Origin of the sequence: Paenibacillus sp. 2TAF8 (genome assembly GCF_052114825.1) — a bacterium.
Lineage (GTDB): Bacteria > Bacillota > Bacilli > Paenibacillales > Paenibacillaceae > Paenibacillus.
Genome location: NZ_JBFRFN010000003.1, coordinates 151,424 through 174,945 on the forward strand (window position 1 = coordinate 151,424; position 23,522 = coordinate 174,945).

The following is a 23,522-nucleotide window of genomic DNA, read 5'->3' on the forward strand; positions in this document are numbered from 1 at the left end:
CAGCAGACATAACAGGTTCATCCGCATTGACTATGGCTCTACGTTACATTTGATTTTTACGAGAATTAAACCACAGTGGCACACGGAATAAAATATTGATAAGCAGTACGACAAAAATCAGCACGGCCGTGGATTTCTGGGCAATCTGCTCCGCATCCGGCACAATGGCCTCGGACTGGATATACCACAGATGCACCGCCAGCGTTCCGCCTGGCGATAACAAATTGAAATCCCACATCTCGCCGGACGTGGATACACCCGCAGTCAGAATAATAACGGCACTTTCCCCAAAAGCACGGCCTGCGGTCAGACAGATGCCCGTCATGATTCCGTTCAGCGCAACCGGAAGAACCACTTGCCGAATCGTCTGCAGATGCGTTGCACCCAGTGCAAACGAACCGTTACGAAGCTCGGTTGGGACAGCACGAACCGCTTCCTCCGTCACCCGGGTTAACACAGGCAAGTTCAGGAAGGCAAGGCTGACCGCGGCGCCAAGAATCGTCAGACCGATCTCGAAATACTCTACAAACAGTGCAATCCCAAACAAACCGAAAATAATCGATGGCACGGACGACAGCCCTTCCACGCATATACGTACAACCTCAATCAGTTTGTTGTTTGGTGCAAATTCAGCAAGGTATATACCTGCTGCAAGCCCGATCGGAATCGAGATGAGAAGAGAGAGAATCAGTACGTAAAAAGAGTTAAATAGTGCCGGGCCAATCCCTCCGCCCTCTTCAATCTCACTCGGTACACCGTACAGGAAATCCCAGCTGAGCATCGGCAACCCTTTTTGCAACAACAGGAACAACAATCCCACAATAAATAAAATAACGATGATACCTACGCCCCACACTGTCCCCGTAAACAGCCGATTCATCCATGCTGAGGACGCTCGCCGTTTGCCAAAGGAATACGCGGTAGCCGGATTAACCTCTCTTTTCACACTCACAGGTGACGGCCCCCTCTCTTCTGCAGCATTCTCACGGCAACGATCATCAGGATGGAGATCGCCAGCAAAATAAAGCCCATCATATACAAGCCATGATTCCAGATCGAATCGAACTCTACACTGGAGATTTGCATCACAATGTTACTGGTCAGCACGGCGGTTGGCGTAAACAGACTGGTCGGCAGCTGCGCCGTATTCCCGATAACCATCACCACCGCCATCGTCTCACCAATGGCACGTGTCATACCCAGAATGACCGCATACATAATGCCGCCTCTTGCCGCAGGAAGCACGACCCGGGTAATCGTTTGAAACCGATTCGTACCGAGTGCATACGCCGCATCCCGGTATTTGTTCGGCACGGCGGAGATCGCATCATCACTAATCCGGCTAATCGTCGGCAGTACCATAATGGTGAGCACAATAGATGCTGCTAGCAGACCATCTGCCAGATCACGTCCGCTCAAGTCCCGGAGCCATGGAATCAGAACCGTCAAACCAAGATAACCGTATACGACGGACGGGATACCCACCAGCAGATCCAGCACCGGACGCAGCAGGCGACGAAGCCATTTCGGTGTCATTTCCGCCAGAAATATCGCAATGATTACGGATAGAGGAATCGCCATCAGCATCGTAAGTCCGGTGAGAGCAAACGTACCCAGAATAAAAGTCAGCGCACCATAGTGCTCATTTTCCGGGTCCCAGTTCGTAGAGAAAAAGAATTCTTTCAGCGAGACGTCTTCAAAAGTCAGAACTCCTGTGCGAAGCATAAGCACCAGAATACAGAGCAGAACGAGGCAGACAAAGGCCGCACTGCCAATGCAGAGGATGCGAAACATGCGGTTAGACCACCGGAGGCGTGCTTTACGGTCAAAACGCCTTCTCTTCTCGGGCGCTTTGCCAAGGCTTGAGCCCAGCTCATTCGGAGCCGGGCTGTTCGCCGGTGGATTCATTTCCATCATAGAGGACTCTTCCTTTCACATAGAGAAGCCAGCTTGGCGACCACGCGCGGAAGCTGGCTATCCCTTTCTTATGAAATGCAGGATGTTTAGCTGAAGTCTGATCTGAACCAGACTGGACGTTTTACTTAACGGCTGCCAGCGGAATGAATTTCAGCTTTTTCAGGGAACCGTTCTGGAACTTGCTGCTTTGGATGTAATCGATGAATGCTTTCGTTGCACCCGTTGGTTGACCTTTGGTCATGTAGTACCCGATGCCCCATACTTTGTACGTTTTGTTCAACACGTTTTTCTCTGTTGGAGCTACGCCATTAATGGATACAGCTTTCATTTTGCTTGTTACGTACGGCAGGTCGATATAACCAATTGCGTTAGGTGTCGTTTCGATCGTTGTTTTCATGTCACCGCTGGAACCTACTTCTTTGTAGTTATCACCCTTGCTCATGAAGTCTTTACCATCAAGCGCTTTTTGTTGGAAGTTAACACGTGTTCCTGATCCGAATTTACGGTTAACGACAACGATTTTACCGTCTGAACCTCCAACTTCTTTCCAGTTCGTTACTTTACCGGAGAAGATGTCTTGCAGTTGTTTTGTAGTCAGATTCGTTACACCTACGTTTGTATTTACTACCGCTGTAAACACGGTTACAGCTACCGGGTGAGCAACCTGTCCATCGAATTTTTTGAAGCCAGGAACATCCTTGGATGCATCCCAGTCTACCGCACCGATATCTGCAATGCCTTTACGAACAGATTGTGGGCCAGTTACGGAACCCGCAGCGGATGCCGAGATTTTAACTTTTGGATTGTCTTTCTTGAATTCACTTGCAGCTTGAAGCGTCAATGGAAGGAGTGCAGAAGATCCATTGATAACAATTTTGCCTTTCTCCGTGCTTTTGGCAGCCGATGCTGTCATTGCACCACCAAGTCCACCAACCAGGGATACAGCCATCAGCATGGCTGTGAAAGGTTTAATCCATTTTTTCATTGTAAAAAGCTCCTCTCGAATTTTGCGGTTTATTATTCATTTCATTTTTAATTAGGCTTTTTCATTTCACATACGCATCGAAGCTTATCTTTTTACTTCGTTACGGCTTTCCAGCTGCCATCTGTTTGCACCAGCACTCGTCCGTTCTCAACGACAGCAATCTGTGAACCCTTCACAACGATAGAAGATACATCAGAGGACACGGTGTACAACTTGGATTGTTGTCCGGTTACCGTATCGATGGACAGAATTACGCTGTTCTTGTCATCCTGCGCAGCAAGTACGTATAAGGTACCGCCTGACAAAACTGCTTGTTCTACATCATGCTCGTTATACACGATGACTGGCTTCTGGGATGCATCTACAGACATCAGTGAAGCATTACCATCCTCAGACGGTACGCTTACGTAATAAGCTTTCTGTCCATCTGCCGAATAGATAAATACTTTATCATCGGTTGAAGTAGTCAATTTCACAGCAGCAGGTTTTTCAGAACCGTTGTTATATGAAAATAATTGCTGTTGATTGGCTGAGAAATCAATGTCTACATTGTCTTCATCTACATTCGTCGAATCCGCTGTTACTTTACCCAGTGTGGTCACCGTGTAGACGAATCGTTTGCCGTTTGCCGACACATTCAGGTTTTCTTTGTAATCGACTTTATCTTCCACCAGTTTCTTGATGGTACCGTCCGCCAGATTCAAGTTCGCGATCACCGATCCTTTATCTCCTTGCAGGAAATAGATCGAACTCTCGTCCGCAGCCCAGACCAGTTCCGGCTTGATGCTTGTATCATTCGTAATGAGCTTCGAAGCCTTCGTTTTCAGATCGATAACGTATACGGCTCCTTCTGCATTCGTATAGGCTGCTTGATTACCACTCGGGGACACAACGAGGTCAGAACCGCCTTCAGTCGTTAACAACAGCTCATATTTTCCAGTGGGTGTATGGATGAGATAATCACTTCTGCCCTCATCATCATTTTTGGATACAATTAGCTCATTTGCTCCGGCAAAACGTGGGTTCTCTGTACCTTCAATCAGAGCAATCGTGCTGACTTCAAGCTGACCATTTTTCAATCCAACGGTACCGCCTACGCCAGCCACCAACGGACGAAGTGCAACGTAGCTTACTCCTCCAATGATCGTCACTGGTTGGTTCAGATTCACCTTTGTTCCGTCGACCACGAGTTGCTTCGATTTGTTCTGCAAACTTACTGTGTGACCATTCAATTGAATCACCGTTGCTCCGCTGGCAACTTCAGCCTGTGCACCAATCGCTTTGATGACGTCGCGAACAGCGACTAACGTTTCTCCATTTTTCACAATGGAACGTACAATGACACTGTTACCGTTTATGACAAACGTGGAGTTTTTCACCTGAGTTGTACTTGAACTAGCCGCAGGTTTTGCTGCAGGAGCAGCCGATACTGCACCAACTACAGAAGTTGTTAATACTGTAGCTACCATGGACACTAAAAACGCCTTTTTCATTGACATTGTCTCTTGTCACCCTTCTATTCTCCATATAATCTTGCCTGATAATGCTGTGCCCTGCTGCTTGGTATGTTTGGTATGCTTGCATGTATCGTCAATATGAGAGCTTGTTCGCCCATCCCCCCAAACCATCCACGTTCATAGTAAAAATGACCTATCACGTTTGTAATTATAGAAGTGATTTGTAAACGGGAAATCTTGGAATTGTTAACGCATTGTCAATGTTTTCATAAAACAAAAAAAACGTGCCGGTGAAATGGTTTCATCCGGACATGTTCTATTCAATCATTGGATCGTCTTATTGAATTCGTCTGATCGTATATAATGCTGTATTAGCAAGGTTTTCCCTCACAACTTAGGCTTTAATTTGCTCATATAAACGTTTGGTCACCGCAGAAGGGCCAATGTGCAATTCGTTCAGCCTCGCTTCCAGATCTCGATAAATTCGCAGCACCTGATCATGCTTTCCCAAGGATAAATAAGCTTTCATAGCGCACCGATAGGCTTCTTCTTATAAGGCGAATGCCCCATAGCCCGAATAACGCGATTGTTACCGCTGTCTGCAATCAGCATTTGCGTTTCGCCATTAGCCGTCTTATAGAACTCGATATCTGTAGGTCGGCTTAATGAAATGGAAGTTGTTGCGGCCAGTGCGGATGAAGCCGGATAACTCACGCTTGTGAATACCGCAAAGACGAGCGTAAGTAATAATGTCCAGCGCATGTTTGTCATTTTCGCAGCATTGACAGGATATAGTTTCAAACCTTTTCCTCCTTAAAAATTGTTATTACATTCTGTATCATTCACTATACAAGGACGCTCTTAACAATCACTGAACATGAGTCCGAGGAGCAGAAAGGGCGTATAGAACGACAAAAAAAACGATTGAAATCAAACGGCAGCTCGTTTGATTCAATCGTTCATGGCTAAAACACAATAAAATCCTGTACAAGATATCTCTCAAAATTAAAATACGAGATCATAGCCTGCCTTCGACTTGGCAAACCGTGTCTCCACATCCAGTTCGGATGCAGGTGCCAGCACTTCCTGAGCCACGACATCATTGTAGCCGATGGCCTTCAGATTTTTCAGAAAACCACTCAGATCAATGACTCCCTCTCCCGGATAGAGACGTTCGCCATCCTTCAATTCCTCAATTGGCAGATCATACGCATCATTGATATGCACATGAATCACCTGCTCCCGCTTCAGCTTCAACAGCTCATCCATCTTCAGACCATTCGTGTGCCAGTGATACGAATCGACGAGCAGACCCACATTGGGTGCATGTATCGTATCGATCCAGTCCAATGTATCCTCTACACGCCAAAGAAACGGATTCTTCCATTGCGTACGCAAGTGATGACATCCCACAAACTCCAGTCCGAGCCGGATACCATACGCATCCAGAATATCAGCACAAAGTCTTAATCGTTTGGTTGCTGCAGCCATAAATGTCGCAGCAGGCTGATCGGTAGAGGGTAGAATGTAGGTACAGCACTTGTCTACGTTCAGTGCGGCAGATGCTTCGGCCATCGCTACCAGGTTCGGTATCCCCTCTCGGAATTGTTCATCGTCTGAACGCCATTCCACTGGAAAATCCGCTGATCCAATGATAATTTGATTGCTTTCCAGCAGATGCTGGGCTTGTCCTGTGCCATATGTCTGTACGAATGAAAGCGGATTCAAATCAACTGCCCCAAAACTATACCTAGCTGCATACGTAATATATTGTTCATCGGACTCCAGCTTGCCAAGTCCTGCCTTGGTCAATCCCTTAATCATAACTTTGCCTCCTGTCTGTCCTTTCAGATGCTTATTCCATTGTATACGAAATGCCTACTCGCCAACAGAACAAACACAACCCTTTACCAAATATTGCGTATTAAAAAGAACACTTACTTACAGGAAAGGATTGGTTATTCTTCTGTGAATTCTTTATTAAAAAAACATGGGCCTACCCTCATTATGCTAATTTGTATTGCAACCCTATCCATCATTGTCGGGATCAGTTCGAAATCTTATTTTACACAGCCTGTATTCTATATCGATCAACACAAATATGTATCAGATCAAGAGGATGGCACAAGCATCATCTGTCGAAGCCAAGATGCAGTCCCCATTCAGGTACAAGTCGAACAACACAAACGTATCGTAACGATTGGCGAGCAGAATTACACTGTAACTCAAACCGATTCCAAGCCCATTGCAACGTATAATGTATTTTACCCTCAAGGGAACAAATATGAAGTCGAGCAACAGAACGGTATTTTATTGAGTTATGATGAACAAGGAAATATGGCTCCTCCGGAAAGTGACGTTCTAAACGGGGAACGCATAATTGCAGAGGGCGAGGAACAATATACACCGGTTATGCTCGTAACGGCTGCCTTCCCAGAGTACCACGAGAAACCAGGTATGCCTGCTTTTCTATTCCTCGCCATTGCCGTATTCATCTACGGGTGGTGCACATTTTATTACCAACCATTTCAGCGGTTGCTCTTCTGGATTTCCTTCCAATGGGTATGGGTGAATAATCCCGAGCCTAGTGACTTTTATTATGTTATGTGCAAAATAGGAGGCGTCCTGTGCATGATCGTCGCCATCTGGACCGCATTTCAGGCATTCTAATCATGGTAATTCAACATGAACAATGACTCTACATTGTGCATTAACTCAACAAAAAAATGAAAATACAAACACGAATAGGCCCATTCATGGATTCAATGAATAGGTCTATTCGTGTTTATTATATATCCATCCATAGCAATTTCGGTTGTATGAGAACATAGGTCATTACATTCGAATTGGTTAGAAGTTGAAAAAAAATGCTGGATCATATAATATTAAAAGTAATTAGTTCTATATACATAGAACAAATAGGAGGTTCTATATTTATGGATTACAAAGTTGAGGTTGATTTCTCTCCGATGTACGAGTGCGTAAACAGCTTGATTGCTTTTACGAACAAACAAAACCATAACGCCCTAGACGCGGGAAAATCTTGGATACGTGAAGTCCAGAACCGTTTCACTCCAGCCAAGCTCCAACTGATGCGCGATATGATGAAAGCGACAGACAACTTTACTCTTGCTCCTTACATTTGGACTTGTCCTGGCGAACGATCGGTGAATGGATTTATGGTTTGGCTTGAGAAACTGTCAACAGGTGAGTTATTCGACATTGCATCCCGGTTTCACATGTCTGTGCCCTCTAATTTATCGTCACTGCGCAACCAAACTTTAGAGGTATTAAGAGAATGGAATAGCCAGTACTTCAGTCAAGTTAATCCAATCATCATAGATGAGCTCATAAGCGAAGCAGAGGAAAGACGTGTTCTTCTTGATGGTACTAATGACAAAGTGGTATATGAAGATGCAACACAAGGCATGCGCATTTATCCCACCTCTAAGTTGAAAAAGGTCATTCTGATTCCCCAGTATCATGCTCGTCCTTTTGTCACGTCAACCATCTTAGACGAGGTCATTTTCACGAATTACGCTTGTGACATCATGCCGATAGAACCGGGTCGGCCCGACCCTAAATTGCTTCGTCTTACAAGAGCCTTGTCCGATGAGACGCGATTAGTTATTCTACGTCTGCTTACGGGTAAGCAGTTATCCTTTTCCGAGATTGTCCGTGAAGTCAAGCTTTCGAAGAGTACAATACACTATCATCTGATTTTTCTGCGAGCAGCCGGTCTAGTTCTCGTTCACTATAATCACAAAAATACGGAATATAGCTTGCGGTCGGAGGCCTTGGACAAACTTCCTCAGCAGATCGATGACTATATTCATAGCTAAGGATTGCATCTCATTGGTTTCGTATTTACTAAGTTCTATTTGACATCTACGGAGGAATTTTCATGCTGAAGCGAAGTTACTACTATTTATTAGGCACCGTTACTCTGAGTTCCTTCGGCGATGTTTTTGGTCTATTGGCTATGGAATGGATCGTCTATGAATTAACAGCTTCCAAACTGGCTATGGGTGCTATGGCACTATGTTTCAGTATTTCCGAGGTTTTATTCCGCCTGTTTGGGTCACCACTATCCGATCGGCTGAACCGACGGAAATTCATGATCGGACTTATAGTCATTAGGCTAGCGGCTCTTCTAATCCCATTGACTATGAGTATTACAGGTCACCTGCACCTCTGGCATCTCTTCATAGCAGCAGCACTCAGCGGTGCTTGTTCTGCGCTGTTTATGCCAACAGCCATGGCCGTGATACCTGGTGCAGTAGACAAGCATCAATTGATACGCTCATTCGCTGTAATCGATGGTGCTCGCAATGCTTCTGCCTTGATTGGCCCCGCTTTGGCTGGAGCTCTGATCGCACTTGCCGGTTCCTTGCCCACATTGGGTGTCAATGCTGCATGTTACCTTTTAGCATTAACTGCATTGCTCTATATGCCTACGATCCATCAACAATCCATTTCTAACGTTACATTTTCATTCAAAGAATATATTCAAGATATTGGTGAAGCGTTCTCCTTCTATCGAAAGTTCCCCGCAATGTTAACCATCATGCTCATGGTTTCCGTAAGTAATATGTCTTCTATAGCTGTCTGGACGATGATGATTCCGTTTGTGCGTGAAGTGTTACATAAAAATGCTGCGACTATGGGTACCTTGACCTCAGCTTCTGCATTCGGTACCCTCGGCGGGCTGCTGATCATATCCAAGCTAGGTGAGTTTAAGAAGAGAAAAGTTGTTATGCTTTGCAGTTTAGCTACGATTGGGCTCAGCTACGTTTTACTCGGGGCATTTCCCAGTTATCCATTTGCACTCCTTATTTTATGTATATCTGGGGCAGCAGGTCCCTTTTTTGGTGTGCTTAGTTCCTCACTCCATGGCACACTTGTACCTGTCTCACTCCAAGGTAGAGTCAATTCAATTCGTTTCTTAATCGGTGGGGGGTTACAACCTGTGGGTGCTTTTGCAGGTGCGGCAATAGCTGAGAAATTCGGAATACCCATATTATTCCTAACGATTGGATTGCTTCCTATATTCTGCTCCATAGCCGCAGCCTTTCTGCCGAATCTGAAATTCTTGGATGGAGATTTATCAACGCTCAAGAAAGAAGAGTCATTCTCATGAATTCATTAGAGTAGGTCTTATGAACGCTATGGATGGCTAAGTTATACATATCTTCATATAGATATATTTCCACTTATAAGTTATAAGTGGCACAAGCTGATGCAGGAATATATTCCTGCATCCTCTTTTTCACAAAAAAACATTGCCCCATCAGAGGTTTCTGATGAGACAATGCTTGCGAATTGGTTCTACTAGTATAGTAAGATGCGATGTTACATTTTTTGCAAAATGCCTTTAACTAAGCCAATAAAAGTGGTCTTCACTTTCGCGGCTACCTCAATAACTTCCTCATGGCTGAGCGGTTGATCCAGAATACCACAAGCCATGTTTGTCAGACAGGAAATACCGAGCACCTTCATGCCGCCATGAATAGCAACAATGGCTTCTGGTACAGTAGACATCCCTACAGCGTCCGCACCCATCGTGCGAATCATGCGAATCTCAGCAGGTGTTTCATAGGCCGGGCCACTCCACCAAGCGTATACCCCTTGTTGCAAGCTGACATTTTGCTCCTCAGCAACCTGCAGTGCGATACTGCGTAATTCACGGTTATATACTTGGGATACATCCGGGAAACGAACACCCAGTTCAGCATTATTCGGCCCAATCAGTGGATTGTTACCAACCAAATTGATGTGATCGGTAATCAGCATGAGCTGGCCCGGTTCAAAACCGGTGTTAACCGCACCACATGCGTTGGTGATGATCAGTTGTTCAACGCCCAGCGCCTTCATAATGCGAACCGGGAACGTAACTTCATCCAATGTAAAACCTTCATAGTAGTGAAGACGGCCTTTCATAGCCACAACCGTCTGACCCATCAATTCTCCAATCACCAATTCATTGGCGTGTCCGATGGCTTCAGATTGAGCAAAATACGGAATTTCTGTATAAGGGATTACCGTTGCATTCTCAATCTCGTCCGCGAGTGCTCCCAATCCTGAACCCAGAATCATACCTACCACTGGCTTGGAGTTGATCCGGTTTAATATGTAATCGCGTGCTTCCTGAATGTGTGCTGATTGATGCATAATAACGTCCTCCTGATAATCTGAATTGATATTACATATACCCTATTTATAAGCGTTACTTATCAAGTGTAATGAACAAAAGCTCTAATGTAAATGGCAGTCCCCATTCTCACTTCAATATAAGGTTACCATAGGCTCTTCTAAGTCTTAACCCCGGACTGTAGTGCGACAAAGTAAGGTTCCAACATCGTTTCGAAATTTGCGTCTTGTTCTTCAATCTGCTCAACATACGTCCACAATAAACGTTCTTCTGTGCCGATGTTAATCACCTCAAATTCCATCTGCCCAGAAGCCCAAATCGTGACTTGGCCAATAGTTCTCTCCGATTCATGAACATATCCAATGAAAGGATCGAAAGTACTATCCCTCTCCATTTCAGGATTTTGTTTTCTCTCTTCCGTTGAGATCTGGAGCACCTGCAGTTGTTCCTGTTTCCGCTGCATCCAACATCGGAATGAGTCAAGCGAAAGCATTCGTAACAACGATCCAGCACCTCCTCTCTAAAATTGTACAGCGAATAGCCGACCCTCTGCCAGAATCGGCTCCAAAGTACACATATGCTAATTCAGCGTATGATTCCCCCTGCTTTTGTACCAGTCCATCCCCATCATCAACATGAGCATAAAGAGTGCGAATAGCAACGGCCTACCGATCGTTCCCTCACCGAATATAAAATAGGTCATCGCAAAATTGCCGATAAAGGTTACCGCAATATTACGGATACTTTCCATCTTATTCAACTCCGTCTGAATTCAATTTATAGCTTTTCAAGAGATATCGTTTCGGCTCGATCTTCATTCCATTGAATATGAATGGAAAGAGGAAATTGCTCAAGATCTAGAAACTTTGCGCCTGAAGCATGTTTGATATCTCGTTGCGGGTTTCCCAGGTTTTCCTCATATCCGTTTGCTTCGAATTCTTGACCGCTGAACTGGTAATGTACATCCTTCACGGCATATTCGTCACCGATATATCGTATAGTGAACTCGGCCATTTCTGTTTCAGAACTGTTTGTGAGCATCACCTTCCAGTTATCGCTCTCCCCATCAAAAGATATCACCCTGTTTGAACAACCCATAAGCATAAGCATAAGAATAAGCACAGTAACAGCAAAAAATTTAATCCTCATATTTCCCTCCTAGTAAGACGATGCTGCAAGACTGGTTCGCGGCATGCTGCAGATCCTCCGACATAAAGGAAGTCCAACCATGTCGAACAAACCATTAGAACTTTCAATTTGTATTATAGTTGTATTTATTTTATCAATAGTAAGTTATCAAAAATTTCAAAATGGTTTTAGTGTAATTGATCGCCTATAATAAATAAACATCTAAAAAATCAAAAGGTTACAATTTATACAAAAAAAAGAATGAAATCGATCATTACTTTAGACCGATTTCATTCTTTTCCTTGATTTACACTGTTGCTTCTGCTTCTTACTATTCCTTCACACTACCCAGTTGCAATCCGTGTACAAAGTACTTCTGCAAGAACGGATACACGACCAGGATTGGCAATGCTGCAACAATAGTGATCGCTGCACGGATTGATATTGGCGTAACCATGTTACGCGCTTGCCCCAAATTTGCCCCGTTGGATACCGAAGCACTGCTGTTGGTGTTCATAGAGGAGGACAGCAGTTTCATCAACTCGTACTGCAACGTACTCAGGTTTTGCTTGGATGAAGCGTACAGGAACGTATCAAACCAAGAGTTCCATTGCCCTACTGCTATAAACAACGCAACAGTTGCAAGTACTGGCTGACAGAGTGGCAAGATGATGGACATAAAGGTTCTAAAATCTCCCGCACCATCAATCTTGGCTGACTCTATCAGTCCTTCAGGCAAAGTCTGGATATACGTCCGAATAACGATCATGTTAAATGCACTAATCAGCCCCGGAATGATGTACACCAGGAAGTTATTAAGCAAATGTAAGTCTTTGATCAGGAAGTACGTTGGAATGAGACCTGCACTGAAATACATGGTCATTACAACGATAATCGTAATCGGTTTACGCAGAATATAGTCTTTGCGGCTCAGCGTATACGCCAACATGGAAGTGAGGAACAAGCTGAGCACAGTACCAAGTACAGTTCTGGCAACCGAGATCCCAAAAGCCGCGAAGATGGTACCACCCGCAAATACGGCTTTGTAGTTCTGGCTGGTCCACTCCCTCGGCCACAAATAGATTCCGCCTCGAATCGTATCGTTACCCGCATTAAAAGAAATAGCCAGCGTGTTCAAAAATGGATATAAGGTCACTACTGCAATAAAGATCATCAGCAAGCCGTTAAATGTGTGGAAGACAATCGGCTCAATCCGAGACTTGTTTATTCCCATCGATGTGCCCTCCTCATATTAATCGGTCTTCGCCGAATCGTTTGGATATGGAGTTAGCTGCAAAGATCAGTGTTATACTTACGACGGTTTTGAATATACCGGCTGCGGTAGCAAGTGAATAGTTACCGATCTGTAGCCCGTATTTCAAGACAAAGATGTCAATGGTCTGAGACCAATCAACAACTACACCATTTCCAAGCAAGTACTGTACTTCGAATCCGGCTTCCAGAATCCATCCCATATTCATAATCAACAAGATAATGACGATGGACTTGATGCCGGGCAACGTAACATACAACATTTTTTTATACCGGTTAGCTCCATCAATCTCAGCCGCTTCATAGAGTGAGGGGTCAATGGAAGTGATCGCCGCAAGATAGATGATTGCATTCCAGCCGACTTCTTTCCATACGTGTGATGCACCGACAATACCCCAGAAATACTCTGGTACGCTGAGCCACATAATGGGTTCTTTAATGAATCCGAGCTTCATCAGCACCACGTTCACAATCCCGCCATCAACAGATAACGAACTGGCTACAATGCCCGTAACGATGATCCATGACAGGAAGTGAGGCAGATATGAGATCGTTTGAATCGTGCGCTTGTACAGATTGTGTTTGATTTCATTCAGCAAAATTGCAAAAACAATGGCTGTCACAAAGCCAAGAATCATGTTAATTAAACTCATCGCGATCGTATTGCGAAGCACGTTCAGAAACGCGTCGTCCGTAAGCAGAAACTTGAAGTGCTTAAGTCCGACCCACTCCTGTTGCGAGAATTTCTTCGCTGGACTGTAATTCTGGAACGCCATAACCCAGCCCCAAATCGGATAATACGAGAAAACCAAAATATAAGCGACGATGGGCAGAGACATAAACATCAGTTGTTTTTGACTGCGCAGGCGCTTCATCAGAGGCGTCTTGGTCACAACGGTTGGAGCAGATTTTTCCTGTATGGCTCCTGGCGTATTCGCCATCTTTCACTCCTCCTATCAACGTACGCGGATTTTGAGGATAGATTGTTCGGAAGGCACAGGGCATAATTTATATCCAATGTACCTGACACCTTCCGAGCCAATCTAACAACCGCTTTTATTTATTTCACGGTCCAGTTCTGAATCCGCCATTGTAATTGCTCATTGATTCGGTCTTCATACGCTTTCACGTTGATTTTCTTGTAAGCGTCCACATACTCACTCCAGATCGAATCAAATTGATCTGCATTGGACATGATTGCTTTAGGCAAGTACTTCAGCGACGTATCGGTCATTTGTTTGTTGGCTACCGAAGCATCTGAACCTTCTTTCAAGTCCACTTGCCACGCTGGATAATACACTGGGTTTTCAGGTGCAGGAGAGAAGAAATCACTCCATGTTTTGAAACCGTATGCATCCAGCAATTCTTTATCCTCCGGCTTCAAGCTATCGTAGAATTCCTCAGGCTGGTTAAGCGCTCCTACAGCATTACCGTCCTCAAAAGTCCCCTCCAGCTTCGGTGATGCTTTGTAGAAACCTTCCGCTTTGTTAGCCAGTTTCCATGCCGGGTCGTCCTGTTGAAGACGTTGTTCAGGTGTACGATAGAATCTGCCTTTATCGTTAACCATGTAGTCTACGCCCTCTTCACCCCAGGACAGCAACTTTTGATACTTTTCATCCATCAACTTATCCAGGAATTTCAGAATTGCAACAGGATCTTTAGCATCTTTACTGATACCAAAACCGTTGTTCAAGTTAATTACCGGACGATCCAGGTAATGATCCTTGATGCTTGTGTCATAAACCAGCGGGAAGCCAACATATGTTTGAGCAATTTTGTTCTGAGCTACAAGCGGGTCCTCCCCTTGCTGGAAGTTCCAGTGCTGATCAAACATGCCGATAACACGGCCCGAAGAAATTTTCGCCAAATACTGGTCGTAGTTCTGAACGAAGGCTTCTTTATCGAGCAGTCCATCGTTATAGAGACTGTTCAGCTCTTTATAGTATCGTTTTGAAATGTCTTTATCCGCGAATACGGTTGCAACACCTTTGTCATCTACAACAACACCACCATCATTTGGATGACCGGTCAAGTGCTCTGGCGGATTAAGGAGAGGGAAGGTTCTCCAGTCAGAAGCCAGTGTTGTGAAACCAATGGTTGGCTGACCATCCGATGTCGTCGGGTGCTTAGCCGCATAATCACGAATCAGCTTCATGTACTCATCAAGTGTTTTCGGTGTTGGATATCCAGCTTCTTTAAGCACCTGCTTTTGAACCCAAAACGCAGGTCCGGAATAATAGTTACTAATGAATTCACCAGTATATACACCGTAGTTAGGCAACCAGTAAATATGCCCATCACTGGAATCTTTCATCCGTTCCCAGTCTTTCGCGTAATGCTTTTTAAGGTTTGGAGCATGTTGCTCGATCAGATCTTCCAGCGGGATCACCGCACCAGCCGCAACCAGTTTGGTATCTGCCGTAATCAGATCCGGGTAATCTCCACCCGCAATCATTACCCCCAGCTTCTGTTGCAGGTCACCGACCAGAAACTCCATGTTTAATTTGACACCCAGCTCTTCTTCAATCCTTTTGTATATCCGGTTATCCGCTGCCGGTGCCTGATTCGGCTCACTAATAAATGCTGAAATGTTTAATATTTCCTTACCATCGGGTGTGGTCGTTTTGGCTTCTTCTCCACTGCATCCTGCCAGTGCCAGAGTTAATGCCAGAACAAGAGAAACGGAACCCCAAAGCTTCTTTTTCTTCAATCCCCCCATGTATTGCGCCTCCTTGGAAGTGGTTTGCCTTACTGATTTCATTATGAGGAAATGTATGCGGTTTCAAAATAAACAGATTTAAGCATCTCCCCCCCTTAATTTCAGGAGGTCTTGAACCGGATCATACCTCCCCATGTGTGCTTTATCGCACACACTTAAGTCGATACTCAGCCGGTTTCAGCCCCGTTCTCCGCTCGAACTGTTTTAGAAAATGTTGGTAGCTCTTATAACCAACCTGCTCTGCAATTGCACATGAGGCATCGTCCGAATCTCTTAGCAGTCTCATCGCTTCCTCTATTCTTAGATCATGCACCATATCAAGAACACCCTTGCCATATTTGCGCATAAAAGATTGGCCCAGATGCACCGGATGCATGAAGAAACGTTCGGCCAGCTCCTTAATCGTAAAGGTCTCTCTGAAATGCTCCCGCAAATACTCAGCTACCATCGCCTGTGTTCCGCCTAGTTGCTTTTGACGGAGAGATGTCGCCACAGCCTGACACTTCAGGCAAAACTCTTCCAGCATGCTCTCTGATTCTTCAATGTTCCAGTGATACCTGTCATTGGGGTGAAAGGCTGTATCTAGCATTAAATCCTTGGTTTCTCCCCCAAGCTCCTTGCATAGAGAAAAGCCGCGGAACAAAATCTGGGTCATGAAGATGTGTACAAATTCAGGTGCGGTTTTGTTAATCACAAATTGTTGGAAGGCCTCTCTTATAGAAAGACTTAACTGTTCAGGCGAACCGTTTTCCAGACACTCCATAATTAGATCTACTTCACGAAGAGATTCGGGATTAAATCTCAGTCGTTGCTCCTGAATATCTTCGGCGAATAGCACATTTCCCTGGTGCAAAAACAAAAATCGCTCCGTCTCGGAAGCCATACTTTTGGAAAGAGACAAGGCTTCCGGTTGCTGAACAGGCAGACCTACAGCAAGCTGAACTCCACCCGGGACTTCTTCATTCAAGGCAGATAACAGCTCCTTTGCAAAATCCCGGTGACTTCTTCTTTGCCATGTTTCTGGACCCGAAGATACTTCACCCCATACAATACCGCAGGTATCCTGTTCATTTTCCACAACATAAGAGCAATGTTCACGGCTCACTGCCTCATGAATAATCGAGCGAATCTGACCAGAATCAGCACGCTGAAATCTTACTTTTACATACGTCCACTTCTGAGCTTGCTCATATAAATGAGCGATATCATGAGCCATCTGTTCTTCGTCCTCGACTTCCTGTCCGTTGACCAGTGTAGCCAAAATATGCCGTATTTCTTGAATTTTGGCCTGTTCACGCACAGTCTCACGCTGCTGCTTCTCCTTCAATTCCTGCGCCAGACGCTCTAGCATGTCATCTGCTTCCACCGTGTCCACGGGTTTGGTTAAATAATTGCTTACGCCAAGACGAATAGCCTGCCTTGCGTAATTGAAATCACTATATCCGCTTGTTATGACAAACATCGTGGAATCATGGCCCAGACGGCGTGCCTCCTCAATTAATTCGAGCCCGTTCATTGCGGGCATATGAATATCCGTGACAACCAGATCAGGTTTACTTGTACGTATAGCTTCAACTGCTTCTTCTCCGTTAGCACATACACCGTTAATTTCAAAACCGAATTTTCGCCAATCAATTAACAACTGCAGACCTTCGATTGCAAACGGCTCATCGTCTACAAGTAGCACTTTATACATCTTCCTGCCCCCTTGTTCATAAGTCACAGTCTCTCTGTCGGAATATGAAATCCAGCTTCTGTACCGCTGCCTTTCTCACTGCGAATCGTGAACGTTGCGTCCCCTTCATAAAATAATTCCAGGCGACGATAGACATTACGAATGCCCACATGTGATCCGTCTTTCGCCTGATCTGAGCGTACATCCTGTATTAATTGTCGCAGTTTGTCCTGCTCCATTCCGATTCCGTTATCAACGACACGAATAACCAGTCCGGATTCACCGAGCTTAGCAATGATATGAATTAATCGTCCCGTTTTGCGGGCCTGTAAACCATGCTTGCACGCATTCTCCACTAACGGCTGAATACTCATGCGCGGAATACGCTTACCTGCAGCCTGTGGATCAATATCCAAGGTATAATCGAACAACTCTCCGAACCTGAACTTCTCAATTTGAAGATAAAGCGTTGTGAATTGCAACTCCTCCTCCAGTGAAATCAGGTTGTCTGATCTGCTAAGCAGTTGCCTCATCAACAAAGACAGGCTTTTGATAATCTCAGACACTTCGGTATAGCCGTTTTTGGTACTCACGACGAGCAGTGCGTTCAGTGTATTAAACAGGAAATGCGGATTCATCTGGCTCTGAAGCATAGATAATTCCGTTCGAACTTGATCCAGTTCCAGATCTTTGTGCCTGATCTCCAGTTTGTAGACATCATTAATCAGGGAATGGATTTTGCTGATCATCATATTAAACGTACGAATTAACCCTCCAATCTCGTCCCTACCTTCCTGGATTTCAATCAGGTCAAAGCGTTCATTCCGTACTTTCTCCATATGCCGTGACAATTTACGGATACGATAATGGTAAGAACGCAGAATAAAGTAAATGAGCACCGAAGGTACAATGACACTAATGACTGCCAGCCACAAAATAGAATTACGTGCTTCATCCAATAACTGATCCACATGCCTCGTATCGGCAACCCCGATCAGCTTCCAGCCATCCAGATAAGCCAAATTGCCAAGTGACTTCTCCATGATATATTCGGAATTCACATTCGAAGACCATTGTTCATCTGCCGGAAAGTGGGCACTGGAAACGACCGGACGGCTAGTGCCATCCACAAGCCGGAGCTGCAAACTATTCGTCTCACGATTGAGGATGCTGTGAATGCGATTCACTTCAAGATCAATTTTGGAATACTTCGCATAGTTAGCGTATGAAGTAAAGGTCTTCATCTTCCCAATGACACTGATTCGTTTCCCCCGGCTGAAGCCGGACAGTTCCTCATAATCAATAACTAAAATATCTCCACTCGCTTGGTTTAACTCCTCCATGCCTGGCAGTAATGCCCCTTTGTCCTTCATGACGATATAGTGACTGCCCGTCTGGATGGTATCGTTATCCGTATAAATTCGGACTTCCAGAATATTGGCAGACATATACCGTGTCAATTTGTCACGCAGGAAAAGATGATACTCATTGTAATACTCCACAGGTGACTCGTAGGTACGATCCAGAGCTTCATACAAGGAATCATCTGCGGCAATCATGCGGCTTAGCGCCACGCTCTCATCAATCATACCGACCAATTCACCTGCGGCTCTGTCAATCGATTTGCGCAAATTTTCCTGTTCCCGGACCTTGATATCTGCCGATGTCCTTTGATAAAAAAACAGATTAATGGCAATAATCGGAAGGAGGATGCTAACCACATAGATCAGCAAAAATTTATATCGAAGGGGGATATCGTTTACCGTATGAAAAGTCCTCTTTTTCTTATGCACATAATCACCCTTGATTGTTGTTTTTATATAGAGATGGAAGCTCACCTGTAAGCGCTTTAAATTTTTCCGTGAAATACTCCGCATCATGATAGCCCAATTCAAATGCAATATCCGATATTTTCATATTGGTTCGACGGAGCATCCTGCGCGCCTCTTCAATGCGAAGACGATGTACGTATTCACTGAAGCTGACTCCCATCTCTCGCTTGAACTGCTGGCCTAAATAAGCTGCGTTGACATGAATGTGATTCGCTAGCTGTTGCAGTTTGATTTTGGTACGATAATGCTCCTTCAAATACTGGACAGCCTCTGCCACCAGCCCACTGGAACCCGGATCTGCCTGAGCCGTTAAGGCAAAGGAGCCCGCAATTCGAATAAACAATTTCTTCAAGTCTCCCATGAACCAACTCTCTGTATGATGCCATGTCCGTCCCTGAAGGAGGGCCTGATCTGCTCCAATCATTCCATATCTTCGTAGCAGTTCTCCGTGGATATACCTGACTGCGCTTTGAGTCCAGAGCATCGCAGTCCGAGATTCACGCATCTCCTGGAGCATATCATCCACAGTACGATCAATGCCTGTTACATCCCCCGCTTCAATTAAAGCCAGGAGTTGCTTTGCAAGAAATGTCATCCTCTCCAGATCCGCCTCTTCCATCATACCGTCATCTTCCATATGTGTATCCATTATCCCTATTACTTCATCTTCTTCCGCTTGCCTGTTCTCTATTTCCTGTCTCTGTGTATCCAGCGGTATAATCAGGTTCCGTAATAATTCGTGGATCTCTTCGGGTACCAGAGGCTTGAGCACATATTCATTCACCCGGTATCGTATCGCTTGCTGTGCATAGCCGAACTCGGAATACCCTGTAACGATAACGATCTGGGAATCATATCTTAATTCTTCACGCATAGTTCGAATCAGACCGAGTCCATCAAGCACAGGCATCTGGATATCGGTTACGACCAAATCCGGATTTACATGGTTGATCAGTTCAAGTGCTTCTTCTCCGTCCGTTGCAGTTCCACATAACTCATATCCGCAGCCTTGCCAATCGATCATCGTTCTCCAGCCTTCCAGCATAAACGGCTCATCATCTGCTACTATGACTTTATACATGAATTCACCTGCCATTTCCCCTTTTTTTTTCTCCAGTATGGCACTGTAAAGTCAATGTGACAATGCTAAGATTAGAATAAACCTGCTCTATTTATAAGATACTTCAAAAAAGCCTTACAGGCTCGCCCTTTTTATGGGGTTTGCATGCAAGGCTACGATGCCAGACCAGTCAGTGGACTGCTGGTTGTTTTGCTTGAATATAGACCTAAATTGAACCTTGCTTATACCTTGGCCTTATCGAGAATACGCCAGAACGAATCCTTCGGCTTCAGCTGTGTATCAAACACAAATGGCCAGTTTTTGCGGCCACGCACCGGGAAATTATCCAGCCACGTATAATTATCAGCCGCACCCCAGAATGTTACAGAAGTGATATTGGATTGATACTCCCGGAACAGCTGGAAAATCTCCTCATACCGTTTCTCCTGAAACTCCATCATCTCAGACGTTGGCTCTGTCAGATCAGTGCGCTTATCATCATGTTGAAACACAGATACATCCAATTCAGTGACGTGAAGCTGCACACCCAGTGAAGCATAACGTTCAATGGCTTCACGGATCTCTTCAATAGACGGACCATGAATATTCCAGTGTCCTTGCATACCAATACCATGAACCGGAACCCCCTGATCCAGCAGGGATCGAACCAGATTGTATATTTTCTCCCGTTTGACCGGGTTTGTCTCGTTGTAATCATTATAAAATAGCAGCGCATCAGGATCAGCTTCATGAGCCATATGGAATGCCTGCGCCAGGTAATCTTCTCCCAGCAATCGCAACCATTTTGTATCTCGCATGATCACATCTGTCTTGTCTTCGATCGCCTCGTTTACCACATCCCATGCGTAGATCTGTCCTTTGTAACGGCCAACAACGGTATCGATATGCTGCTTCAAGCGAGACAACATCAGTACCCTCGAAGCCGGGCCCCCGGAAGTATCCTCAAACATCCATGCTGGCGTCTGATTATGCCATACCAACGTGTGACCACGTACACCTATCGCACGGCCCACTGCAAAATCAACGATCTCATCTGCTGCCTCAAACGTATATTCATGTTCTCGCGGATGAACTTCTTCAAACTTCATCTGATTCTCCGCAGTAACACTGTTATAGTGCTTCGCAATAAATTCCCCTTCAGATTGTAACATTCTTGTATGTACTGCTGCACCTATTTTGAACGCATCGGCATAAGCAGTATGTAGGGACGGAATTTCGGTAGACATCCTGGTTCCTCCTCGCAGATTTATTTCTTCATCATAACGGATAATGAATGCGCTTTCCCTGAACAAAATAAACCTTCTCCCCCCTGAAATTCTACCAATTTCAGCACAAAAAGAAGAAATGCAGCTATACACGTTATAACTTGTCTATCTGTAGTAAAGTCACTTGCTTCACTGTACATGCCGGGCTGACCTGTTCTTCAGAGAGAACATTAAGCTTGATCAGGCTTTTCAGCTTATGACTGTCCACCTTGGACAGCAGTCTCCAAATCTCCGGGTCGGGCAGAGATGCATACAGCTTCTGATCGTCATATTCCTTGCGGTGCTGGAGCACCGTTTTCACCTTATATCGGCCTACTTCGGTCTCATACACCCCTTGCTGCGCACAGTACCCCACGATCTCATCTCTCAATACAGATAACTGTTGTTCGATCTCTTTCTGCTGCTGTTTTAGTTCAAAGTAAGCCTGCACCTTCTGTTCCATCATTCATCACACTCCTCTACTACCATAGGTATGCAGAAAATGTGAGTTTAGGACAGGCTTGTAGCTCATTTTCAGAAGATACCTCAATTTCCCAAACAATATTTTGGGGCTCGAAGGAACTGCTCCACACAGGGGATTTCATTTACAACAAGTCCGCATGCAGGTAAGGATTACGAACAGCTATATTCAACACACGTCGCATGACTTCTGAATTTCTCGGAACATGACCTTCCCGAGAAAGCAGCACCCAGCGTAACCAAGCCAATGCTTCAAAACCCTCTTCCTCATCCTGCGTATCGCCGGCAAGTGCTCGTAATTCGGCCTGATAAAAACTTCCAAACTCTTCTCCGTTATAGATGGTAATTAGAAAAACAGACCATGCCGCATCATATCTCGGATCTCCGCACTGTCCATTGGTCCAGTCTATGATAGTGTATTTTCCATTCAATTCTACGATATTTCCTAAGTTATAGTCACCATGAATGAAGTGATCCTGTCTAATCTTTACACGCTTCATTAAGTCATAAACAATGTGATGGATATCTTGGTGCTTAGCAACCTGAGGAAAAAAATAGTCGGCGAAATTGTAACGAGGAATGTAATTTTGTTTTGAATGTTCCATCTGCGATTCTTTAATATTGACTGGATGCTGGTGAATCTCTTTTAACGTTTGAGACATCCGTCTTAGTATAGATTGATCTAGCTGTACAACCGGAGCGCCGTCGTAGCTCGTCAGCAACACTTGATTTTGATACGGATCTATTCCCCAGCCATATGGCCGGGATACCTGGATCCCGCTTAAAATCAACTCCTGCAATAACTGATACTGTTTTTCAATATCCGGACGAGACTCCTTATTCCAGATCTTCAGTACATACAGCTGATCATTAAGTTCAACACGCATAACATCCGCTTCCATTCCAGGCTTAAGCGGGATCATCCGATGCTTCTGTCCTATTCCCTGCCGAAGCACTTCATCCAGTTGAACCCAACGGATACTGCTAAGCTGCATCACTTGTACTCACGCCCCTTCGTCATGGTTAGGTTTGATCAATCCTTTACCTATAACATTAGCAGATACAGGTTCTCGGCCAAGTTCCCTAGCCCATACGGATAACTGCCCTATATGATGAATTTCATGTGCAATCACATGACGCATAATTTCACCCCAAGCATCGATATCCACATGCCCGTCGCTTCGGCGATCGATGTAAGTTCTCTTTTCCATGCTCGGCTCCCACGCTAAAACAAATTCTTCTACATCCTGATGTAACTTACGGTCCAATTCACGAACAGCTTCGAGCGTCTGATAGTTTGCAAAATCCTCTGCAGTATCCGGTTTTCCTTGTAACAGTTGAAGCCAGCTCCACTCGACATCAATGATGTGAAAAAAAGTCTTCAGGATACTTCCCACACCACCTGTACGTGGTCGAAGCAATTGTTCTGGCGGCAGGTCTGCACACCAAGCATACCACTGTTCACGGACGATCCAGTTGTATCGAAAAAAAGTCTCCATCAGCATAACCTCCTATGTTGGTGTACTCTATTGTAGCTGTCCGTATCCTTGTTTCTGAACACCGTTCTGAATATATAAAAAT

24 protein-coding genes are annotated in these 23,522 nt (G+C 44.9%); 3 read left to right on the forward strand and 21 right to left on the reverse strand.

Annotation, left to right across the window (positions count from 1 at the left end):
* Positions 1-43: 43 nt before the first annotated feature.
* From pstA to AB4Z30_RS06480, 7 genes are all read right to left on the reverse strand, one after another.
* Entirely contained in the window at positions 44-880 is an 837-nt protein-coding gene (gene pstA / locus AB4Z30_RS06450; RefSeq protein WP_441924784.1) for a phosphate ABC transporter permease PstA, read from the reverse strand.
* 68 nt (positions 881-948) lie between these two features.
* Positions 949-1,917 (reverse strand): phosphate ABC transporter permease subunit PstC, encoded by a 969-nt coding sequence (pstC, locus tag AB4Z30_RS06455; RefSeq protein ID WP_441924468.1) that lies wholly within the window; start codon positions 1,915-1,917, stop codon positions 949-951.
* Positions 1,918-2,038: 121 nt separating this feature from the next.
* Positions 2,039-2,902 (reverse strand): phosphate ABC transporter substrate-binding protein, encoded by an 864-nt coding sequence (locus AB4Z30_RS06460; protein WP_441924470.1) that lies wholly within the window; start codon positions 2,900-2,902, stop codon positions 2,039-2,041.
* Positions 2,903-2,994: 92 nt separating this feature from the next.
* Entirely contained in the window at positions 2,995-4,395 is a 1,401-nt protein-coding gene (locus AB4Z30_RS06465) for a stalk domain-containing protein (protein WP_441924472.1), read from the reverse strand.
* Positions 4,396-4,753: 358 nt separating this feature from the next.
* Positions 4,754-4,888 carry a BTAD domain-containing putative transcriptional regulator gene (locus AB4Z30_RS06470; protein ID WP_441924474.1) on the reverse strand — a complete coding sequence of 45 codons (135 nt, stop codon included), beginning with the start codon at positions 4,886-4,888 and terminating at the stop codon, positions 4,754-4,756.
* A complete protein-coding gene (locus AB4Z30_RS06475) occupies positions 4,885-5,160 on the reverse strand; it encodes a hypothetical protein (RefSeq protein ID WP_441924476.1) in 276 nt (91 codons plus the stop codon). The genes AB4Z30_RS06470 and AB4Z30_RS06475 overlap by 4 nt, the downstream gene beginning before the upstream one ends.
* Before the next feature lie 204 nt (positions 5,161-5,364).
* A complete protein-coding gene (locus AB4Z30_RS06480) occupies positions 5,365-6,183 on the reverse strand; it encodes a sugar phosphate isomerase/epimerase family protein (RefSeq protein WP_441924478.1) in 819 nt (272 codons plus the stop codon).
* 144 nt (positions 6,184-6,327) lie between these two features.
* Here AB4Z30_RS06480 and AB4Z30_RS06485 point away from each other — a divergent pair, with 144 nt between their 5' ends.
* The 3 genes from AB4Z30_RS06485 to AB4Z30_RS06495 all read left to right on the forward strand — a co-directional run bounded on the left by AB4Z30_RS06485 (position 6,328) and on the right by AB4Z30_RS06495 (position 9,499).
* On the forward strand, positions 6,328-7,029 hold the full coding sequence (locus AB4Z30_RS06485; RefSeq protein WP_441924480.1) for a DUF6199 family natural product biosynthesis protein: 702 nt from the start codon (positions 6,328-6,330) through the stop codon (positions 7,027-7,029).
* Between the two features lie 266 nt (positions 7,030-7,295).
* Positions 7,296-8,201 (forward strand): ArsR/SmtB family transcription factor, encoded by a 906-nt coding sequence (locus AB4Z30_RS06490; protein ID WP_441924482.1) that lies wholly within the window; start codon positions 7,296-7,298, stop codon positions 8,199-8,201.
* A 62-nt stretch (positions 8,202-8,263) separates the two neighbouring features.
* Positions 8,264-9,499 carry an MFS transporter gene (locus AB4Z30_RS06495; RefSeq protein ID WP_441924484.1) on the forward strand — a complete coding sequence of 412 codons (1,236 nt, stop codon included), beginning with the start codon at positions 8,264-8,266 and terminating at the stop codon, positions 9,497-9,499.
* Between the two features lie 212 nt (positions 9,500-9,711).
* On the opposite strand, the gene AB4Z30_RS06500 is transcribed toward AB4Z30_RS06495, so the two are convergent.
* The 14 genes from AB4Z30_RS06500 to AB4Z30_RS06565 form a co-directional block, all read right to left on the reverse strand.
* Entirely contained in the window at positions 9,712-10,530 is an 819-nt protein-coding gene (locus AB4Z30_RS06500; protein ID WP_441924486.1) for a purine-nucleoside phosphorylase, read from the reverse strand.
* Positions 10,531-10,670: 140 nt separating this feature from the next.
* A complete protein-coding gene (locus AB4Z30_RS06505; RefSeq protein WP_441924488.1) occupies positions 10,671-11,012 on the reverse strand; it encodes a hypothetical protein in 342 nt (113 codons plus the stop codon).
* 78 nt (positions 11,013-11,090) lie between these two features.
* Positions 11,091-11,261, reverse strand: coding sequence for a hypothetical protein (locus AB4Z30_RS06510; RefSeq protein ID WP_441924490.1), 171 nt, complete (start codon positions 11,259-11,261; stop codon positions 11,091-11,093).
* Positions 11,262-11,287: 26 nt separating this feature from the next.
* Positions 11,288-11,659: a hypothetical protein gene (locus AB4Z30_RS06515; RefSeq protein WP_441924492.1), complete on the reverse strand. Its 372-nt coding sequence runs from the start codon at positions 11,657-11,659 to the stop codon at positions 11,288-11,290.
* Positions 11,660-11,969: 310 nt separating this feature from the next.
* Positions 11,970-12,872, reverse strand: coding sequence for a carbohydrate ABC transporter permease (locus AB4Z30_RS06520; RefSeq protein ID WP_441924494.1), 903 nt, complete (start codon positions 12,870-12,872; stop codon positions 11,970-11,972).
* A gap of 13 nt (positions 12,873-12,885) precedes the next feature.
* Positions 12,886-13,851 (reverse strand): ABC transporter permease, encoded by a 966-nt coding sequence (locus tag AB4Z30_RS06525; protein WP_311280870.1) that lies wholly within the window; start codon positions 13,849-13,851, stop codon positions 12,886-12,888.
* A 119-nt stretch (positions 13,852-13,970) separates the two neighbouring features.
* Positions 13,971-15,629, reverse strand: a complete 1,659-nt coding sequence (locus tag AB4Z30_RS06530) for an ABC transporter substrate-binding protein (RefSeq protein WP_441924496.1) — start codon at positions 15,627-15,629, stop codon at positions 13,971-13,973.
* Positions 15,630-15,771: 142 nt separating this feature from the next.
* A complete protein-coding gene (locus tag AB4Z30_RS06535; RefSeq protein ID WP_441924498.1) occupies positions 15,772-17,325 on the reverse strand; it encodes a response regulator in 1,554 nt (517 codons plus the stop codon).
* 23 nt (positions 17,326-17,348) lie between these two features.
* Positions 17,349-19,097 (reverse strand): histidine kinase, encoded by a 1,749-nt coding sequence (locus AB4Z30_RS06540; RefSeq protein ID WP_441924500.1) that lies wholly within the window; start codon positions 19,095-19,097, stop codon positions 17,349-17,351.
* Between the two features lie 4 nt (positions 19,098-19,101).
* The gene (locus AB4Z30_RS06545) at positions 19,102-20,217 is read right to left on the reverse strand and encodes a response regulator transcription factor (RefSeq protein WP_441924502.1); all 1,116 of its coding nucleotides are present in this window, start codon (positions 20,215-20,217) and stop codon (positions 19,102-19,104) included.
* Positions 20,218-20,438: 221 nt separating this feature from the next.
* On the reverse strand, positions 20,439-21,443 hold the full coding sequence (locus AB4Z30_RS06550; RefSeq protein WP_441924504.1) for an endo-1,4-beta-xylanase: 1,005 nt from the start codon (positions 21,441-21,443) through the stop codon (positions 20,439-20,441).
* Positions 21,444-21,576: 133 nt separating this feature from the next.
* Positions 21,577-21,924 carry a hypothetical protein gene (locus AB4Z30_RS06555; protein ID WP_441924786.1) on the reverse strand — a complete coding sequence of 116 codons (348 nt, stop codon included), beginning with the start codon at positions 21,922-21,924 and terminating at the stop codon, positions 21,577-21,579.
* A 142-nt stretch (positions 21,925-22,066) separates the two neighbouring features.
* Positions 22,067-22,936: an aminoglycoside phosphotransferase family protein gene (locus tag AB4Z30_RS06560; RefSeq protein ID WP_441924788.1), complete on the reverse strand. Its 870-nt coding sequence runs from the start codon at positions 22,934-22,936 to the stop codon at positions 22,067-22,069.
* Positions 22,937-22,945: 9 nt separating this feature from the next.
* Positions 22,946-23,440, reverse strand: a complete 495-nt coding sequence (locus tag AB4Z30_RS06565) for a DinB family protein (RefSeq protein ID WP_441924506.1) — start codon at positions 23,438-23,440, stop codon at positions 22,946-22,948.
* Positions 23,441-23,522 lie beyond the last annotated feature (82 nt).

Excerpts from the sequence above, each read along its gene's own strand:
- AB4Z30_RS06495 (WP_441924484.1), top strand. The coding sequence starts at position 8,264 with ATGCTGAAGCGAAGTTACTACTATTTATTAGGCACCGTTACTCTGAGT.
- pstC (WP_441924468.1), bottom strand. The coding sequence starts at position 1,917 with ATGATGGAAATGAATCCACCGGCGAACAGCCCGGCTCCGAATGAGCTG.
- AB4Z30_RS06520 (WP_441924494.1), bottom strand. The coding sequence starts at position 12,872 with ATGGGAATAAACAAGTCTCGGATTGAGCCGATTGTCTTCCACACATTT.
- AB4Z30_RS06560 (WP_441924788.1), bottom strand. The coding sequence starts at position 22,936 with ATGCAGCTTAGCAGTATCCGTTGGGTTCAACTGGATGAAGTGCTTCGG.
- AB4Z30_RS06510 (WP_441924490.1), bottom strand. The coding sequence starts at position 11,261 with ATGGAAAGTATCCGTAATATTGCGGTAACCTTTATCGGCAATTTTGCG.
- AB4Z30_RS06465 (WP_441924472.1), bottom strand. The coding sequence starts at position 4,395 with ATGAAAAAGGCGTTTTTAGTGTCCATGGTAGCTACAGTATTAACAACT.
- AB4Z30_RS06470 (WP_441924474.1), bottom strand. The coding sequence starts at position 4,888 with ATGAAAGCTTATTTATCCTTGGGAAAGCATGATCAGGTGCTGCGAATT.
- AB4Z30_RS06515 (WP_441924492.1), bottom strand. The coding sequence starts at position 11,659 with ATGAGGATTAAATTTTTTGCTGTTACTGTGCTTATTCTTATGCTTATG.
- AB4Z30_RS06545 (WP_441924502.1), bottom strand. The coding sequence starts at position 20,217 with ATGTATAAAGTCATAGTAGCAGATGATGAGCCGTTTATGCTGGAAGGC.
- AB4Z30_RS06530 (WP_441924496.1), bottom strand. The coding sequence starts at position 15,629 with ATGGGGGGATTGAAGAAAAAGAAGCTTTGGGGTTCCGTTTCTCTTGTT.
- AB4Z30_RS06500 (WP_441924486.1), bottom strand. The coding sequence starts at position 10,530 with ATGCATCAATCAGCACACATTCAGGAAGCACGCGATTACATATTAAAC.
- AB4Z30_RS06565 (WP_441924506.1), bottom strand. The coding sequence starts at position 23,440 with ATGGAGACTTTTTTTCGATACAACTGGATCGTCCGTGAACAGTGGTAT.
- AB4Z30_RS06490 (WP_441924482.1), top strand. The coding sequence starts at position 7,296 with ATGGATTACAAAGTTGAGGTTGATTTCTCTCCGATGTACGAGTGCGTA.
- AB4Z30_RS06525 (WP_311280870.1), bottom strand. The coding sequence starts at position 13,851 with ATGGCGAATACGCCAGGAGCCATACAGGAAAAATCTGCTCCAACCGTT.
- AB4Z30_RS06550 (WP_441924504.1), bottom strand. The coding sequence starts at position 21,443 with ATGTCTACCGAAATTCCGTCCCTACATACTGCTTATGCCGATGCGTTC.
- AB4Z30_RS06480 (WP_441924478.1), bottom strand. The coding sequence starts at position 6,183 with ATGATTAAGGGATTGACCAAGGCAGGACTTGGCAAGCTGGAGTCCGAT.
- AB4Z30_RS06535 (WP_441924498.1), bottom strand. The coding sequence starts at position 17,325 with ATGTATAAAGTGCTACTTGTAGACGATGAGCCGTTTGCAATCGAAGGT.
- pstA (WP_441924784.1), bottom strand. The coding sequence starts at position 880 with ATGAATCGGCTGTTTACGGGGACAGTGTGGGGCGTAGGTATCATCGTT.
- AB4Z30_RS06460 (WP_441924470.1), bottom strand. The coding sequence starts at position 2,902 with ATGAAAAAATGGATTAAACCTTTCACAGCCATGCTGATGGCTGTATCC.
- AB4Z30_RS06555 (WP_441924786.1), bottom strand. The coding sequence starts at position 21,924 with ATGGAACAGAAGGTGCAGGCTTACTTTGAACTAAAACAGCAGCAGAAA.